General features: G+C 32.6%; 17 protein-coding genes. 11 read left to right on the forward strand and 6 right to left on the reverse strand.

Annotated elements, in window-relative coordinates:
• The first annotated feature begins 547 nt into the window (after nucleotides 1-547).
• The 5 genes from H2O64_RS06500 to H2O64_RS06520 all read left to right on the forward strand — a co-directional run bounded on the left by H2O64_RS06500 (nucleotide 548) and on the right by H2O64_RS06520 (nucleotide 4,564).
• A complete protein-coding gene (locus H2O64_RS06500; protein WP_187561357.1) occupies nucleotides 548-1,681 on the forward strand; it encodes a hypothetical protein in 1,134 nt (377 codons plus the stop codon).
• A 104-nt stretch (nucleotides 1,682-1,785) separates the two neighbouring features.
• Nucleotides 1,786-1,932: a hypothetical protein gene (locus H2O64_RS06505; protein ID WP_187561358.1), complete on the forward strand. Its 147-nt coding sequence runs from the start codon at nucleotides 1,786-1,788 to the stop codon at nucleotides 1,930-1,932.
• A 132-nt stretch (nucleotides 1,933-2,064) separates the two neighbouring features.
• On the forward strand, nucleotides 2,065-3,204 hold the full coding sequence (locus H2O64_RS06510; protein ID WP_187561359.1) for a hypothetical protein: 1,140 nt from the start codon (nucleotides 2,065-2,067) through the stop codon (nucleotides 3,202-3,204).
• Nucleotides 3,205-3,233: 29 nt separating this feature from the next.
• Entirely contained in the window at nucleotides 3,234-3,749 is a 516-nt protein-coding gene (locus H2O64_RS06515; protein ID WP_187561360.1) for a hypothetical protein, read from the forward strand.
• A complete protein-coding gene (locus H2O64_RS06520) occupies nucleotides 3,746-4,564 on the forward strand; it encodes a tetratricopeptide repeat protein (protein WP_187561361.1) in 819 nt (272 codons plus the stop codon). The genes H2O64_RS06515 and H2O64_RS06520 overlap by 4 nt, the downstream gene beginning before the upstream one ends.
• 81 nt (nucleotides 4,565-4,645) lie before the next feature.
• Here the strand turns inward: H2O64_RS06520 and H2O64_RS06525 are convergent, their stop codons facing one another.
• Genes H2O64_RS06525 through H2O64_RS06535 form a run of 3 tightly spaced genes read right to left on the reverse strand, consistent with a single transcriptional unit; the run spans nucleotide 4,646 to nucleotide 8,474 of the window.
• Nucleotides 4,646-7,006 carry a TonB-dependent receptor gene (locus H2O64_RS06525; protein WP_187561362.1) on the reverse strand — a complete coding sequence of 787 codons (2,361 nt, stop codon included), beginning with the start codon at nucleotides 7,004-7,006 and terminating at the stop codon, nucleotides 4,646-4,648.
• Nucleotides 7,007-7,915, reverse strand: a complete 909-nt coding sequence (locus tag H2O64_RS06530) for a FecR family protein (RefSeq protein WP_187561363.1) — start codon at nucleotides 7,913-7,915, stop codon at nucleotides 7,007-7,009.
• A gap of 49 nt (nucleotides 7,916-7,964) precedes the next feature.
• Nucleotides 7,965-8,474 carry an RNA polymerase sigma factor gene (locus H2O64_RS06535; protein WP_187561364.1) on the reverse strand — a complete coding sequence of 170 codons (510 nt, stop codon included), beginning with the start codon at nucleotides 8,472-8,474 and terminating at the stop codon, nucleotides 7,965-7,967.
• Nucleotides 8,475-8,663: 189 nt separating this feature from the next.
• Here H2O64_RS06535 and H2O64_RS06540 point away from each other — a divergent pair, with 189 nt between their 5' ends.
• Complete coding sequence (locus tag H2O64_RS06540) at nucleotides 8,664-9,566, forward strand: hypothetical protein (RefSeq protein WP_187561365.1); 903 nt, start codon at nucleotides 8,664-8,666, stop codon at nucleotides 9,564-9,566.
• A gap of 117 nt (nucleotides 9,567-9,683) precedes the next feature.
• Here the strand turns inward: H2O64_RS06540 and H2O64_RS06545 are convergent, their stop codons facing one another.
• On the reverse strand, nucleotides 9,684-10,379 hold the full coding sequence (locus tag H2O64_RS06545) for a CPBP family intramembrane glutamic endopeptidase (RefSeq protein ID WP_187561366.1): 696 nt from the start codon (nucleotides 10,377-10,379) through the stop codon (nucleotides 9,684-9,686).
• A gap of 147 nt (nucleotides 10,380-10,526) precedes the next feature.
• Between H2O64_RS06545 and H2O64_RS06550 the strand changes: the two genes are divergently transcribed.
• From H2O64_RS06550 to H2O64_RS06570, 5 genes are all read left to right on the forward strand, one after another.
• A complete protein-coding gene (locus H2O64_RS06550; protein WP_187561367.1) occupies nucleotides 10,527-11,123 on the forward strand; it encodes a methyltransferase domain-containing protein in 597 nt (198 codons plus the stop codon).
• A 157-nt stretch (nucleotides 11,124-11,280) separates the two neighbouring features.
• Complete coding sequence (locus H2O64_RS06555) at nucleotides 11,281-12,939, forward strand: eCIS core domain-containing protein (RefSeq protein WP_187561368.1); 1,659 nt, start codon at nucleotides 11,281-11,283, stop codon at nucleotides 12,937-12,939.
• A gap of 74 nt (nucleotides 12,940-13,013) precedes the next feature.
• Nucleotides 13,014-13,352 (forward strand): hypothetical protein, encoded by a 339-nt coding sequence (locus H2O64_RS06560; RefSeq protein WP_187561369.1) that lies wholly within the window; start codon nucleotides 13,014-13,016, stop codon nucleotides 13,350-13,352.
• A 173-nt stretch (nucleotides 13,353-13,525) separates the two neighbouring features.
• Entirely contained in the window at nucleotides 13,526-14,332 is an 807-nt protein-coding gene (locus H2O64_RS06565; protein WP_187561370.1) for a DUF6503 family protein, read from the forward strand.
• A 2-nt stretch (nucleotides 14,333-14,334) separates the two neighbouring features.
• Nucleotides 14,335-14,910: a DUF2911 domain-containing protein gene (locus H2O64_RS06570; protein WP_187561371.1), complete on the forward strand. Its 576-nt coding sequence runs from the start codon at nucleotides 14,335-14,337 to the stop codon at nucleotides 14,908-14,910.
• A 332-nt stretch (nucleotides 14,911-15,242) separates the two neighbouring features.
• Here H2O64_RS06570 and H2O64_RS06575 read toward each other — a convergent pair whose 3' ends face one another.
• Entirely contained in the window at nucleotides 15,243-16,079 is an 837-nt protein-coding gene (locus H2O64_RS06575) for a DMT family transporter (RefSeq protein WP_187561372.1), read from the reverse strand.
• 122 nt (nucleotides 16,080-16,201) lie between these two features.
• Nucleotides 16,202-16,975, reverse strand: a complete 774-nt coding sequence (locus H2O64_RS06580; protein WP_187561373.1) for an N-acetylmuramoyl-L-alanine amidase — start codon at nucleotides 16,973-16,975, stop codon at nucleotides 16,202-16,204.
• Nucleotides 16,976-17,050 lie beyond the last annotated feature (75 nt).

Raw genomic sequence — 17,050 nt, forward strand, 5'->3', positions numbered from 1 at the left:
TGTAAAGATAAGTAATCTTATATAGGGATTATTAAAATATAAATGAACTCTTTTCAAAAACAGTTATAGAACGATATTCAAAAAAAACTAAAAAAAGTGTAATTTTCATGTAAGGTGATGCATTTTTTTGCGACAAATTTTTCCCAATTTTTTCCTCACTAGAATTTTTTAATACAAAACATAAAATTAAAGCTACATTTTTACATATTATTTCTTACAAAAAATACAAATGTTGGAACTTTTTTAACACTGTTTTCTCTAAGAAAATCATAAATTTTTCAAAATTATTTCTTACATGCTACTACTGTAAAAATTGTTAATTTATTATTTTTTGCGTCTGTATAACGTCAGTTTTTTAGCTTAAAATCAAGGCGTTGCTCTAAAAATTTTGACGATATTATTTAACATACGAGTAAATAAATATCTCAAAAAATTATGCTTTTACTTTTGAAATATTTAATAAAATTCCTTAAAATTTAAAATAAACGTAGGATTTTAGTGTTATAGTTAGTAATATAGTATTGAACAAATAACACTGCAAAATCGTATGGCGGAATTACTAGAAAAAGATTCAATCATTTCAGATATCAATGAAAAGATCAACACTGTAAAGATATTACTTTACAAAGAGGCTCCGCATATCTTGGAAAAGATAGACTTTGATGATGATGAAATTTTTTGTAACCCTCTATTGTTTGCTTACTTCCGACATAAAGTAATTAATACATTTAAGCCAGAAGATGAAAAAGTATTATTAGAAGAATTTATGCAAGGATATTATGTTGAGAAACCAGCATTAAAACTTGACCTTTTATATAATGAAGAAGGAATTGCGTATGTACCGAGTGTAGGATATTTCAAAAAAGGTGAAGACACACCTTTTGCACCAACTGTTAAAGTAAAAGATTCTTCTATAAAAATCTTACGATGTTCAACACCATTTTTAAAAGTAATATTAGACATTCCTGCGGAAGATCAACTTTGGGATGACAAATTATACAATGATCGTATTGATCAGTTAAATAATGCAATGGATCTCATTCGAAAAAATGTGCCAGATCAATACAAGCTCATTGATCAATGTTGCGAATATATTTATATGTTCAATACAGATCCGACAAATTCAAACTCGTTTGCAAGTGGTAACGCACTTGGACTGGCTTTCTTTAATGTATATCAAGAAGAATACAACGAAATCTTCTTCATTGATGACATTGCACATCAAACAGGTCATGTAATTATGAACAACTTGATGTTTAGCAAACCAACGTTCTATAAAATTGATCAAACACAATCTGTAGAAGAAATTCTTGGCAGACCCGATCACAGAAATGTAAACATACTCATTCACGCTTTATACACTTATTATACGACGTTTTATTGCTTAGATGAATGTGTCGCTGCAAATTCTTTTGAGGGAAAACAATACAAAGAAGCCTTGGCAAGAATTGGATTCTATCAACGAAAATGTAACATCGATCTACAAATATTAGATGTTGTCATAAAACATTACGGCGGTTTAGAAAATATGTTGACGAAAAAAGGACTTGACGTTGTGAATTCGATCAAAAATAAATTTGAAGAAATAAATAAAAAATGGGGAGATATCATCAACGCGTATGACTTTTCCAATCAGAGCTACAACTTTAGTTTTAAACTATTTGAAGAACTGAATCCATAAAAAAAATAGAGATCATTAGATCTGAAAAACATTTGTGCGCGCAAATAGGCGAAAACCGAAAAGCCTTAATAGAGTAGGTAAAAACAACCTTAAATTTAAACATTATGAGTAAATTATCATTTGCAGAATTAGCAAAAAAAGCGAACACAGTAGTAGGAGACGAATTATTAAACACAATCGCTGGTGGTATCGCAGCACCATTTGGAGACTGTCATACTGACAATTGTCACTATGGAACTTCACAAAGATAGATAGTTAATTGTTTTTTGTTTAATAAAACAAATATACAATAAGCATAAGCAGAGATTGATTACATATTTAATGATGTACAATCTCTGCTTATTTCATTTACAAAAATTACCATACTACGCAAAAACTAAAATATGCTCAATACATTCATTCCTGTAAAGCAAAATGCACTAGCAAATGTTGTTCGAATATTAATTTATAAAGAAGATGAATCTATGTTAACGAGAATAGACTTAGATGATGATCAAATTTTTCTTGAACCTTTATTAATGGCTTATTTTAATAAAATTCAAACCGAAAAAAGCTTTCCAGAAGGAATGTTATCAGAATTAATGCAAGGATATCTACTTGAAAAGGGAGAAATAAAAGCAAGTGCACTCTGTAATGAAGATGGAATTGCGTACATACCAACATTGGGCTATTACAAAAAAGGAGAAACCACACCATTTGAAAACTTACATATAATTCCAGATACAACTATTGAAGTTATAAAGCATGAAGTACCTTTATTACGAAATGTAATACATATAGTATCCAAACGTGCTCCTTTTGAAGAAGAAGAATTGGAAACAGGTGCAAAATTATTTGAACACAATATAAAACCATTAACTAACGCTATAAAACACTTAAAAACAGAAGTGTCAGATTACTTTTCGTTGGCAGAAATGTGTCTAAAAAAATGTATATTTTACAGGATAAAAGTTAGGCCAACAAGTTCGTTTGCTACTATCAATGCAAATGGTTGTTTATATATTGCAATTCAAGAGAATAAAGATGTAGAAGATGAAGTAGAATTTATTGATGTTTTAGGACATTACACAGGAAAAATACTATTCACAACCTTACTTCACAAACAAGAAGAAATCTTCAAAATTAATCACCGTACGCGAACAACGGACATTGTAGAAACCGAAGATCACCGAAATTTATATACACTTTACAGCAACATATTTACGAATATCACGGCTTGTATCTGTTTGGAAAGTTGTTTGAATTCAGGAGCATTTTCAGACATTCAGAAACAAGATGCAAAAGTGCGAATGGCATTATATTTAAAAAAATACGAAGTAGACATCAAAAAGTTAGAAGCAGTAATTGCTCATTTCTCAGGACTGGAAAATGTATTTGTTGCAGATGGTGTTGAGATTTATAACTTTATGGTAAATCATGCTGAAAGAATTTCTAAAAATAGAGCAGAAACTTTAAAAGGTTTTGACTTTTCAAGTTTCCATTACCGAATGCATTATGATGAATTTTCTAAAATAAATTTGTAAATTCTAGCACAATCGATCAATCAATAAACATGAAAACAACAACTTGCTTATACATATTGATGGTTTCGATACTATGCATCAGTTGCCATACTAAAAAAGAAGCTGAAGTTGAAAAGAAACCCGAATACCTAGCAGATATTGGCGACACAAAGTTCAATGCTGAACTTGATGATGCTAACTTCATATTTTGCGATTCCACAAAAGTGCTTCACAAAAGAGCACAAATTGCATATACAGGTGGTACACCTGCCATGGAAAAAGAACTCATTAACAATTACAAAATACAACCAGCATTTGAATCGTTTACAGGCTATTTTTTCATTCGTTTTGCGGTAAACTGTAAAAATGAAACAGGCAGATTCCGATGGGAAATTGTAGATGAAGACTTCAAAGAAATGAAATGCCCAGATGCTTTAGAAAAGGAAATCATCACGAAAGTGAAAAGTTTAAAAAAATGGAATCATCCAATATATAAAGGAGAAAGTCATGATGGATACACATTTCTCATTGTAAAAATAGAAAACGGAAACATTGTACGCTCATGAAAAAAGGACTCATCATTGCACTACTTAGTTGTACTTCTTATATGTACAGTCAGGGGAATTGTTTAATTTATCCCGAAGGCAGCAACGAACGAAAAGCGTGTGAACTTGCCCATCAAAGAGAAAATTTAAAACAAGGAAGTCGCGAATCGCAAATTATGTTTGATTCTATCCTAAAAATCAATCCAAACTATGCTTGGGCATACATGGAAAAATCAGTTGCCTATTTAAAAAGAGGACTCATTACGGAAGGTTTACGGTTACTCGACAAAGCTGTAGAACTAGAACCGCGATATAACTTAACATACAGAGCCTATTGGCATTTTCAAAACAGAAATTACAAACTTTGCATCAAAGATTTAGAACGTTTTTATGCGCTTCCAAATGCATTTATTTACGAAATGACTCCAGGTGGCGACAAAGACATGCGGATCTTGCTTGGAATGTCGTATGCTAAATTGGGCAATTACGAAAAAGGAATTGAAACCATTGAAAATTGTCTTAAAAGCTACAAACGCGAAGAAGATTTTGGCTTGACAGATTATCATACATTAGGGATGTTGTATGTGAAAAATAAGCAATATAAAAAAGCGCTCGAAATCTTTGACAAGCAACTCAAAATAACAGAAGATTATCCAGATAGTTACTATTACATTGGCTTGGCGTACAAAGCACTCAACAAGCCTGAAAAAGCAAAAGTTAACTTTCAAAAAGCAAAAGATAAATTCTTAGATGGCTATCACATTCGCAATGGATATTTGTGTTACAAAGTATACTATTTGGACGTAACCAACGAATTGGAAGCACTTACAGATTAATCGTAGTATTCGATATTCTTTACCAAGAAAAAGCATCAATGTCTTAAGGACGTTGGTGTTTTTTTATTTTGTGGAATTCCTTTAAAATTCCAACCGAAGCATAAAATTGGGCGTTCTTCCTAATGAAATTTTATCAATAGTTCGCAACTGAAATTCAGCGTTTTCTCTGTTCAAAATAACTCGGTAGCTTCGATTTAAAATATTCTTCTGATTATACATATTCAACAATGAAAAGCCGAGTGAAGCTTTCAAATCCTTGTTTTTAAAAGGTTTCAATTCGTACTTCGCCGAAAAATCTAAACGATGATATGCTTGCAAACGTTCGCCGTTGGTTTCTCCATATTGAATTTCTACCGTATCCGCAGTATCACCTTCCAAACCTAATGCCAATGTATACGGTCGCGAAGTTCGGTAACGCCAACCAAGCGATAATTCTAAGTTGCCAAACTTTGCCGATTGAATCAAAGACAGATAATGACGAATGTCAAAATTGCCTGAAAATGGATTTGTATTGTTCAAATTGTCAAACTTAAACTCGTTTCGCGTCAATGCGTAACTGACCAAACTGGTAAAATTATAGAAACGTTTCTTCACCAAAACATCCAATCCTGTAATAGTGCTTTCGCCAATAGAAAGTGTCGTGTTTTCTAAGTCAAAACCTCTTGTTAACGTTGTTAAATTGTTGATTTTCTTATAATATGTTTCTACATCAACATTCCAAGAATTATACTGAAAATTACCGCCAATACTGACTTGTTCGCTTCGCAATACAGGAATTGTATGATCATTTGCTGCAACCCAAACCTGATTTTCCAATCCAAAATTTTGCGTTTCAAGCTCAATAATTTGACTGATAAATTGAAACTGTCTTTCTGCAGAAAGTGTCACATTAAACAGTTCATTTAGTTTCTTAGAAACGTGAATTCTCGGTTCAAAAAAGAAATTATTGATTACAGTCGCATAACTTCCGCGAATGCCAGTAAAAATAGTCCAATCGTTTGCTTTAAAGCGATGTTCGCCAAAAATAGCATGTACTGTATTTTTAGAATTTTCGGAAGTAATCAAAAAATCTGGATCAAAAATAACATCCGATTGTTTCCCAATTGTGTAATCCAATTCATTGATAGACAATTCGTAACCACCAATAAAAGCATTTTTCGTATTTAATTTATATTCCAATTCAATATGAACGCCAACATCCAATACTTTATTCTTTTTGACAGTTTCGTAATCGAAAAGATTAGACAATAATTCTTGTCCGATATATTCAAAATTATACCGAGAAGCTGTTACGCTGAGTTTTGTAGCAAATTTTTTGTTCCAATTGTTTTTCCATGTTACGCCAATTCCACGATTATTAATAGATAAATCATCGTCTGTTCGTCGATTAATTTCATCAAATTGAGATACAAAATCAAGTTCATTTTTAGACACAATGGAACTTACAGAAAGTTGACTATTTTCAGAAAGTTCGGCTATGATTTTTGCTGTAAAATCAATAAAGTAAAACGTATTATTGGTCAATGAAAGCGCGTCGTTAAACGTTCCGGCATTGTCCGTAATTTTTGTGTTTTGAAAAATTTGTTCTGAAAACTCATCAAAAGTGACAGTTTCAAACACATCCGAATATGAGCGACGAAACGAAGCAATCACAGCTACTTTTTCGCCAATAGGTTGATGTACAAACGCATCTACATAAATCATATTTGCGCCCAATCCTATTTTGGTTTTCTTTGGAATTTTGGAATGTGATTTAATGTCAATTACACCAGAGATATGATTCCCGTAGCGTGCAGAAGCCGCATTTTTATAAATCTTTACATTCTCAATCAAATACGGATTAAAGGAAGAAATCATGCCAAAAAAATGATCGTATTGATACATTTTTATGCCGTCCCAAAGAATCAAATTCTGGTCAGGCGTTCCACCACGAATATTCAACCCTGTGGAGGTTTCATCAGGACTCTGAATACCAGGAATCAGCTGTACACTTTGCAACACATCGGGTTCTACAAAGCCAGGTAAGGTTTGAAATTTTTTTGGAACCGCTTCAATGGCACCATCTACATTTTTAGAAAACCCAGTAGTCAAATAGTTAGAGATAAGCACTTTGTCTAAATCAATGGTACGTTCTGTTAGCGGATCTTTCTTTATTTTTGGTTGTTTTAGGATATAGTTTTTTGCGTTGATTTTTTGAAAAATCAAATCAGTTTGCGCTGTGATTATGTTTAAAATTTCTAAAAGTGTAGCAGGTACATTTTTTAGCGTAATCGTTTTTCCTTGAACGATTTTAGAATTATAAGAAATGCTAATTTTAAACTGTTTTTCAACATCTGTTAATACCGTTTTTAGCGGAGTAGTATCGTAAGAAGTTGTGCGTTCCTGTGAATGTGCTATCGTGAAGCATAAAAGTAATAGGTATAACAAATATGCTTGCTTCATTTACTTTTTTGAGAGCTTTACACTATTATCATTCAGTTCGTAGGCAATATTCATTGCGCCAAAAACAGTTTTCAGCGCCAAATCACGATCAGTATTAGAAAAACGACCTGTAAAGTATTCGTCTTTAAAGGTTTCTGAATTCTTTATTTCGATTTCATATTGATCTTCTAGCGCATCAATTACTTGTAACAAAGGTGTATTTGTAAATGTATTTTCTCCAGAAATCCAAGATGCATTTGTTGGATCAAAATCCCAATTTGTTGCCATATTATTGTATGTTCTATGTGCATTTCCTTTGGTTAGAATGCGTTCTGCTTTTTGATCATTGGTTACTCTTACTTTCCCAGAATAGCATTTAACTTCAAAAAAATCATCGTTTGTATCGACGTTAAATTGCGTTCCTAAAACTTCTACAGTTCCTTCATTTGTAACTACTTTAAATGGAGACCCTTTGGTAACTTTAAAATAAGCTTCACCATCTAATTGCAAAATTCGATTATTGATAAAACTATCTTTATCGTAATGTAACGTTGTTTTTGAATTTAAGATTATTTCAGAACCATCAGGAAGTATGACAGCAAGTTGTTGTCCAAAATCTGTTTGAAAAGGTTTGGTTGTATTATTCAGAAAAAAGTACAATCCAATCAATAAAATTAGCGAAGCTGCTGCGCCATACATGTAGCGTATATTGAGTTTTCTAACCTTAGGTTGCGAAGCAATTTTTTCTTTAATTTTTGACAAAACTTCGTCTTCATCATACGCTGGATCACTTAGTTTTTCCATTGCGTTGATGATTTTAGCATACGCTTTATAATCTTCCGATTGCTCAAAAGCATCTTTCTCAGTTGGAGATAATTCTCCACTAAGCCATTTCGCTAAATCAGTTTCGTTATTTTTTTTATTTTCCATGACGCCTCACTTATATTATAGACAACTAAAAATTTATTCACCCTACCTTTTAAAGATCTCCAATTTCTTTTCGCAGCGTTTTTAGTGCATTGTGCATTCGTTTTTCGACAGCTTTTTTTGAAATATCGAGAAATAGTGCAATTTCATTATACGTTTTCTTATCAATTCTATTCAACAGAAAAACTTCGCGCTGCTTCTCAGACAAACTCGCAATAGCATTCTCTAGTTTTTGCATGAATTCTTTCTCTTCTAATAAAAATTCAGGATCTTGATTGTCAACTCCCGATTTCTTAATTTGTTCGTGTTGCAATACAATTTTCTTATGTTTTACCACATTTAAAAATGCATTATTAGCAACTCTTTTTAAAAAGAATAACGCATTCGCGAACGGAATTTTTTTACAATTGTTCCAAAGCTTAATATAGGCTTCTTGTACTAAATCTTCAGCCAAATCTGAATCACCACATTTATAAAAAATATAGTTGCGCAAAGTTCTTGAATGCTGTTTGAAAATAGCATCAAAATTCTTAGCTTCACAGACTGATTTTTTTGGTTTCAATAGGTTGGAAAATTAAAGTATGGGTTTGTAGGTTTCAAATGTAGGTAAAAATATTTAATGTTTAAATGATTAAAAAACAGCATTTTAAAAATTTATTTTGTCGCTTTAATTTGAAAAGGTAGGGTGAAAAGTGATATGATTGTCTATAATTTGTAAACCAAAAAAAAATTGAATCTAAATTAAACAGCTATGAAAAATTTATTAAAATTATCACTCATTATTGCAGTTGCACTTTTTACATTTTCGTGTAGTAATGACAACACTGATGTAATTCCTGAAGATCAAAGTACAGATGGAAATGTTGCTTTGAAAACAAGTTTAACAGCCTATGCTCGTACAGCAGCATCCACAGATCAGGCAGAAACGGTATTTGAAAATAATAATGAAAACAGTGATGTCATTGATAATTATTCAACGGATGACTGTTTTACACTCAACTTTCCTTATACCGTAACGAATGGTAATACAACTGCTGTTGTAAATAGTCAAGCAGAAGCTGACAATTTTTTTAATGCAGGTTACTATGTAGCGTTTCCTGTTACAATTACTACTGCAGATGGAAATATAGTAACAATTGCTAATGAATTTGGATTTATTCAAGCGCTGGAAGCTTGTCTTGGTCAACAAATCATCTTTTTTGGAAACGATTGTTTTGACTTCAATTTCCCATTAAGCGTTATAACCGATGATGGAACTACAGTAGTTGTGAATGATAATTTAGAATTATTCTCTGTAAATGATGCAATAGGATTTGTATATCCAATTATGGTAACAAGTAATATAGGAATTACCTCTACAATTAATAATGACGCTGATTTTGATGCACTTTACAACGATTGTTATGATATTGATCCTTGTGATGATTGTGGAGTAAACTGTTTTGAAATTGTATATCCATTATCATTATTATCAGATGATGGAACTGTAACAACTATAAACAGCGATGAAGAATTTGTTGCTTTCCTTGACGGAATAGATAACGATACATTCTTTGTACCAACATATCCAATGACTATTGAGTACGATGATGGAACACAAGCAACCATTAATAGTGATGATGAATTTATAGCAGCATTAGACGCTTGTAGCTAATCATAAAATTGGTTGATTTTTAATTAAAAACTAAACGTACTAAGCCACGGATAGTCTATAATTACGCAACGAAATCCTTGTTTCATAAAGAAGCAAGGATTTTTTATTTCAAATAATTTAGACTCTATCAATCATTGATATTGTATTAAGGATACAATGCGCGAGAATTAATGGCCATAAATTTCGACCAAACTTTACGTACGCTATTCCCATAATTAAGCCAATTATTCCAACAGTTATTGATCTTTCAGATAAATCATAAGAATGTCTAAAACCAAAAATTGCAGCTTGAAGTACGACTGCAAGAAGTGTTGCAATAGTAGTTTGAGAGAATAACTTTTCAAACCAATTTATTAAGAATCCTCTATCTAATAATTCTTCTAAGCATGATTCAATTAAAACCATTGGCATTATCGTTAAAAAAAGCCACCAATTGCCTTTAAGGTTTCCAAATTTTGATGTTGTAGGCTCTGTTGTTTTTTCAAGGTCTGATACTTGTTCTGTGAAAAACGGGATCTGATCTTTTATAATATTAAAAGCGACTAAGCAGATAATTGTAGTTACTAAAATTAAGCCAGTAACGAGCAGTGTTTTTTTTATGCTTTTGGGTTTTGTTAATCCTACATCTTTCCAAGAAACATTTCGAACTTTCATTCTCCAACTTGCAACTATTAATGTTGTAAATGACCAAAAAAGCCCAGTAACAAGAAAACTGGTATTTGGGATTGATACTTCTCTAATCAAAAACATTACAGCTATGTAAATAATTAGATCAAATAAAAAACCTTTATGATTCGTTGTTTTTGTAATCATACTATTCTTTGCGTCTATTGATTCTTTCGTTAGACGACATTAATTCTCAAAAAGTTACAGATAATCTAAATTGATTATAAAAAATAGCGATAAGATTGATAATGAATTAATTTTCTTTTTCAGAACTTTACATTCAAACGCAAGATTATGAATTCAGCTTCCACAGAAGAATATTGGTCACAACGCTACAAAGACGCGCAAACGGGTTGGGATATTGGTTCGCCATCCACGCCGTTAAAAGAATACATTGATCAATTGACAGATAAAAATCTGAAGATTTTAATTCCCGGTGCAGGAAATGCTTATGAAGCTGAATATTTATTTGAAAAAGGATTTACAAACGTTTTTATCTTAGATATATCTGAAATTCCGCTGCAAGAATTCCAACAACGAAACCCTAAATTTCCTTCTGAAAACTTATTGTGTGGCGATTTCTTTCAGCACAATGGAAACTACGACCTGATTCTAGAACAAACATTTTTTTGTTCGTTTCCGCCATTACCAGCAACTAGAAAAAACTACGCAAAACAGATGTCGAAACTCTTACGACCAACAGGAAAAATAGTCGGTTTATGGTTTGATTTCCCATTAACTGGCGATTTAGAAAAACGTCCGTTTGGTGGAAGCAAAGAGGAATATCTAAGCTATCTTGAACCGTACTTCAATATACACACATTTGAAAAAGCATATAACTCTATTCCGCCGCGCGCAGGCAATGAACTCTTTGGGATTTTTGTAAAATGATTGACTGCTCTTAATAATTGTATCGTGTAATAAACCTGAAAAAGTCAATAAATATTGCTTACTCTTTTTTTAAGAGTGTAGAAAAGGGGTTTTCACTCTTTTTTTGTAAGTTATTAAAAGGTATCTTTATTAAATTACTTACCTAAAAATAGAAAACATGTTTGCACCTTCTTCAATAATTCGTGAATCCAAACATAAGAATAATTCTAATTCAACTCCTTTTTTAAAAGGAAAAGGGAATCAACACAGTTTTATTCCTCCTATCATTCAAGCAAAATTAACCATTGGTAAGTCAAATGATAAATATGAAAAAGAAGCAGATCAAGTGGCAGATAAGGTGATGAGAATGCCTACTGGTAATCAATCACAAACAGTTCAGCGAAAATGCAACAAGTGTAATGAAGATAAATTACAAATGAAACCATTAGCTGCATCTCTGAGTCCAATCATTCAAAGACAAGAAGTAAAACAAGATGAAGAAGAAATACTCCAAATGAAGGGAAATGAAAATAAGTCGCCTTCAGCTGCATTAGCATCTTCTTTGCAAAAAAGTAAAGGAGGCGGACAGGCTATGGACGCTTCTACACAAAATAGTATGGGGAACAGTATAGGTGCCGATTTTTCAAAAGTAAAAATTCATACGAATGAAAATGCTGTACAGATGAATCGTTCTTTAAGTGCCAAAGCATTTACAAATGGTAATGATATCTATTTTAATAGCGGTCAATACAACCCGAAAAGCTCAGGAGGAAAGCATTTACTTGCACATGAATTAGCACATGTAGTTCAGCAAAAAGGAAATAAAACACAACCAAATTTAATTCAAAGGTATTTTGATGCTACTGGTACAAAAGGGTCAGCAAAAGGGAAATCTTATAGAATAGCTGATGATTTGACCGCAGCTGTTAGAGTAGGATATCCTAATCATGATTTTTATGCGAAAGCGGGTAAAGCAAAAGCTGCTAATACTAAATTAACAAAAGTTGGTTCTGGAATAAAACTGATAGAACTAAGTTCAAGTTTTAATGTATCAGATGGTACTAACACAAAAACCCTCAAAAAAGTGGCTCCAATAAATTTTAAAAATTTTACATTTGGAGACAATATGAAACTTATTGATGATTGTGGAAAAAGCTGTGCCGTAATAGTAGGAAGTAACAAAAGAACAGCTTTACATTATGATCCTTTGACAGGAACCAATGCTAAAACAGCTGCAACATCGCCAGCTTTTATGAAAGCTGAAATTATGAAAAAACTTTTGAAACGATGGCTCAAAATGGCATCTACTAGCGCCGCTGAAAAAGTAAAAATCAATGCTACAATTACGAAAGCTAATGCTAAGATGTTAGAAGTTAATGCGGCTAAAGCTGCGTATAGAGCTGCTACTACTACAGCGGATAAAAAAGCAAAAATCAAGATTTATTGGTCAAAAGTAGAAGCTTATGGCGATAGTATGATGACCTATTATAATACATTGAGCGCAACAAAAAGAGAGGAAGTAGATAAATATTTAGAAATAAATAAATATGCAAGTCCCGATGTAGGACAAGGATATACAATGTCTTCTGGTGGTACCAATTATCCAGGGAAAAGAACTTGGAACTTTCATTGGGGCGGCGTTGTAATGAAAAGTGATGATAAAAAGGATACGGTAACATTAGAAAATTATGCTGTACCTGGCGATGTAGAAAATAAAAAATGGGATTTTGCGATGTATGGAACTGCAGCGAAAAAAGGACAAACGTTCCATGAGCAACATCTTGGGACAAAACAGCATGGAGACAAACCAACGACCATGACAATTGAAAAGAAATAATGACCAAGAAAATAATTTATATATGCATGCTGTTCGTATTTACCATGTGTAACTCAAAAAAAACATCCGATTCGATGCAAAATAGTGACTTAGATTTTCAATTTAATGAAAGTGCAACCTTAACTGGCGTGTATACAAAGTGTACCATATCACAACGAGGACAGGCTAAACATTCGGGGCATTATAAAATTGTTGTTAATGATACATTAGAGGTAATCTTGCTACCTCCATATCTAAAAGAAGCCATACGCCCAAAAGAAGAGTTTCAGAAATTTGAAGGAAAAAAAGTAACTGTTACTGGTATTATTACGGAGGATACGTCATTTTCGGAGCCTTCATTGGAAGAACAACCACTTTCTGTAGATATACCTTGTTTTATTACAATTGAGTCTATTCAATTGGCAGAATATTAAAGGAACTGTTTCTCTAAAAAAATAATAAATTCATTCTTGTTGCATATTTCTTCAACCATCACATTAAAAGTTAAATTCTGTTAAAAAAAGAAAGTTCTTAGCATTATTGCGACAAACACAGGAACTAATAAAAAATTAGCCTAAAAAAGTGAGCTAATAGCCAAATCAATCTAATGAAATCGACTCAACTATTCTTAGTTTTCACACTGTTTTTCAGCTTGATAGCATGCGAAACCAAAGAAAAAAATACTTTAGAGAAAACGGCAACTGTTACAGAAACGACTCAGGAAGCAACACCGAAAACCATAGACAAAGCAACACAAATTATTCAGGAAGCTATCAAAGCACATGGTGGCGATTTGTACGATACTGCGAATTATTCATTTGTATTTAGAACTAAAAAATATCGTTTTAAAAATGATGGAAATAAATACAGCTACGAAGTCGAAAGCACGAAAGATGGCAAAACTACGCGTGATGTTTTAGACAATGGAAAATTTTCACGCTTCGTGAACAATCAACCCATTGAATTGCCCGAAAAGAAAATTGCAAGTGCTACCGGCGCAATCAATTCTGTGATCTATTTTGCAACCTTACCACATAAATTAAATGATGCAGCAGTCAATAAAAAATATGTGGAAGAAACTACGATTAACGAACAAAAATACGATGTCATTCAAATTACGTTCAACCAAGAAGGTGGTGGAGAAGATCACGATGATCAGTATCATTATTGGATCAATCAAAACACAAAAAAGATTGACTATTTAGCGTATAATTATCAAGTAAATGATGGCGGCGTTCGTTTTAGAAGTGCTTATAATACACGTGTTGTTGATGGAGTTACGTTTCAAGATTACATCAATTACAAAGCAGAAGTTGGCACGCCGTTGAAAGATTTGCCAGCACTATATGAAAAAGGAGAATTAAAAGAATTATCAAGAATAGTAACCGAAAACCTAATTAATTTAAAAAAGTAATCATGAGAAAAATTATGATGATGCTAGCGTTTTTCGCAGCAGTAAGTACCGTAAACGCACAAGATTTCCCAAAAGCAGATAAAAGTCCAACGGACATCGCGCATTATCCAACCAACGCAGCAAAAAGAGCCTTTGCAAAAACGGATGCACAGAAAAAATCCTTGGAACCAAAAATCCGTGTCATTTATGCACGACCTTATAAAAAAGGAAGAGAAGTTTTTGGAAATTTATTGAAGTTTGACAAAGCTTGGAGAGTTGGTGCTAACGAATCTACGGAAGTGTTATTTATGACAGATGTTATGATCGGAGATTCGAAGGTAAAAGCGGGTCGTTATTCCGTAATTATCATTCCAACGAAAGATTCGTGGACCTTAAAAATAAACACTGAAAATGACGGTTGGGGAAATTACTCGTATGACGCTTCAAAAGATGTTGCAAGTATTACGGTGCCAACACAAAAAAGTGATACAGAAATAGAGCAATTATCAATTGTTTTATACGAAAAAAGTAAAAATGTAATACACTTAAAAATTGGATGGGACACAACAATTGCTGAGTTTCCAATTACTTTAAAATAATACGATTCAATTTTAGTTTAGATTTTTCAATTGAATTTTAAAAAGCACTTGTGTGAATTAGCAAGTGCTTTTTTATGTTTTTATTTAATATAGCTTCAATAAAATAAAAATGTAAGTATTTCATTTTCTTTTACTTTGCTCGCACAAAGAAAAGAAACAAAAGAAAGTGCGCTTTTTCCAGAGGTGTTTTTATCTTTCTCTTCGGAAAGCTAAAACCGCACTCATTTCACTAAATTTTCTCCAAGGCTTCAAAAATTCTTAACGTAAAATGATTGCTACACTGCGGAAAAAGAATCCGTTACGTGTAATTTTTATTTCGAAGTCAAGTTAATTTATTTCGCAGCTTTCGTATACGTATTCAAGGTCAAACCAATGATAATTAAGATAATTCCGAGCACGCTCCAAACTGTGTATGATTCATGGAACCAGCTTAGTCCAATGAGCATCGTGAAAATAACTTCTATATATTTTAATGGCGCTGCTTTGTTAGTTTCTGCTAGTTGCAATGCTTTGGTCATGTACAATTGCCCGATATAGCCAAAAATCCCTAAACTAAGGAGCAAAGCCCATTCCCAACCAATCGGCGTTTTCCAATACGGAATGCATAAAATTCCACCAACCAATACGGCAACCATCATAAAATAATTGACAATCACTACTGGATGATCTCTGTCTCCAATTTTTCGAATCACAATAAAAACCAACCCGCTAAAAAAGGCAGAAGCAATTGCTAATAGTAATCCTATGGTGCCAATTTTCGCGTCAAATCCTTTTAAGACGAGAACGCCACAAAAAGCAATCAGGAAAAATAACCATTGAATGTGTTTGATTTTTTCTTTGAGAAAAAATACTGCGAAAACTGCTGCAAAGATAGGAGAGATGTACCGTAGTGAAACCACTGATCCCATTGGTAAATATTTCAACGACATAAAAAATAATGACATGGAAGTTACACCGACGATTCCGCGAAAAATCAGCAATGTTTTTTTATTTCCATAGATGGAAATTTTATGTTTTAGTAAAAACGGAATGGTGAAAACCAAGGTTCCAATCGATCTAAAAAACACAACTTGGTACGCATTAAAATCACCTAGATATTTTACAATTGCATTCAAAAAGGCAAACGCTATTGCGCTTATGATCATAAATTGAATTGCTTTTTTGAGCATTTAATGGTCGTTTTAAAAACAGCTGCAAAAGTATACTAATTCACGATAAAAGAAGCGTGCGTTTTTAAAAAATAACAATATATCTGTAAAAAATTAGACAGTTAACAATACAATTTTTCGAATTATGCATTCACACCTTGAATGACTCTTTCCCAATCGAATGCAGGTCCAATATCCCATTTGCCAGAAGTTCTATAATTTATATGTGAAGTAATTCCTTTAAAGTTTGGTAATTCTTCTACGGTACCTACTTCATATCTTTTATCTTCTGGTAAAAATAGTCGTGGAATGTTATATTCGGCGGTTAAATAACGGAGCAAAACGATGAGGCTATCGTATTGCTTTTCACTAAAGGTTGCAAAATATTCTTGTCCTCTAAAAGGCGTATCTAATTTTGTGTGATAATAATCTTCCTCAAGTTCACAATAATCATCTGTATCACTGTAAACTGTCATTAATGTATCTCCTATTTTCTTTAAATAGCCAATATTAGAAATTTCAATACCAATGGTTCTTTTACAACCATTTTTATTTCCTCCAATAGCACCTGAACCCAAATGATAGGACCAAAAAGCAGATGACCACATACTTAAAATGGTGCCGTTTCTTGCAATAATGAAAGGTGTAGATACATGATTGTTAGGTTTTGTTAAGGCTGCTACATCTCCTTTTAAATACCCTGCTGTAAAGTGAAGTACAATTTGAGTTTTGGTATTTCTTTCTTCGTAATAAAACGATTTATCTCCATTTTGTGTTCTACAATTCACATACTCCATGACTTCATCGGTTCCTTTGATGGGAACAGACATTTCTGTTAAGTTGAATTTTTTTCCAGCAGAATCTTCTCCTGTTTTAAAAAAGCTGCTTTCGTGACTAGAGATACTTGTAGCTTGCATCGGTTGGTTGGTTTTTGAATAGTTTATTTTTTAAATATACGGAATCTTGATTATTTAATAGGAGATCATATTAAA

The organism is Kordia aestuariivivens, from assembly GCF_014397005.1.
Classification (GTDB): domain Bacteria; phylum Bacteroidota; class Bacteroidia; order Flavobacteriales; family Flavobacteriaceae; genus Kordia; species Kordia aestuariivivens.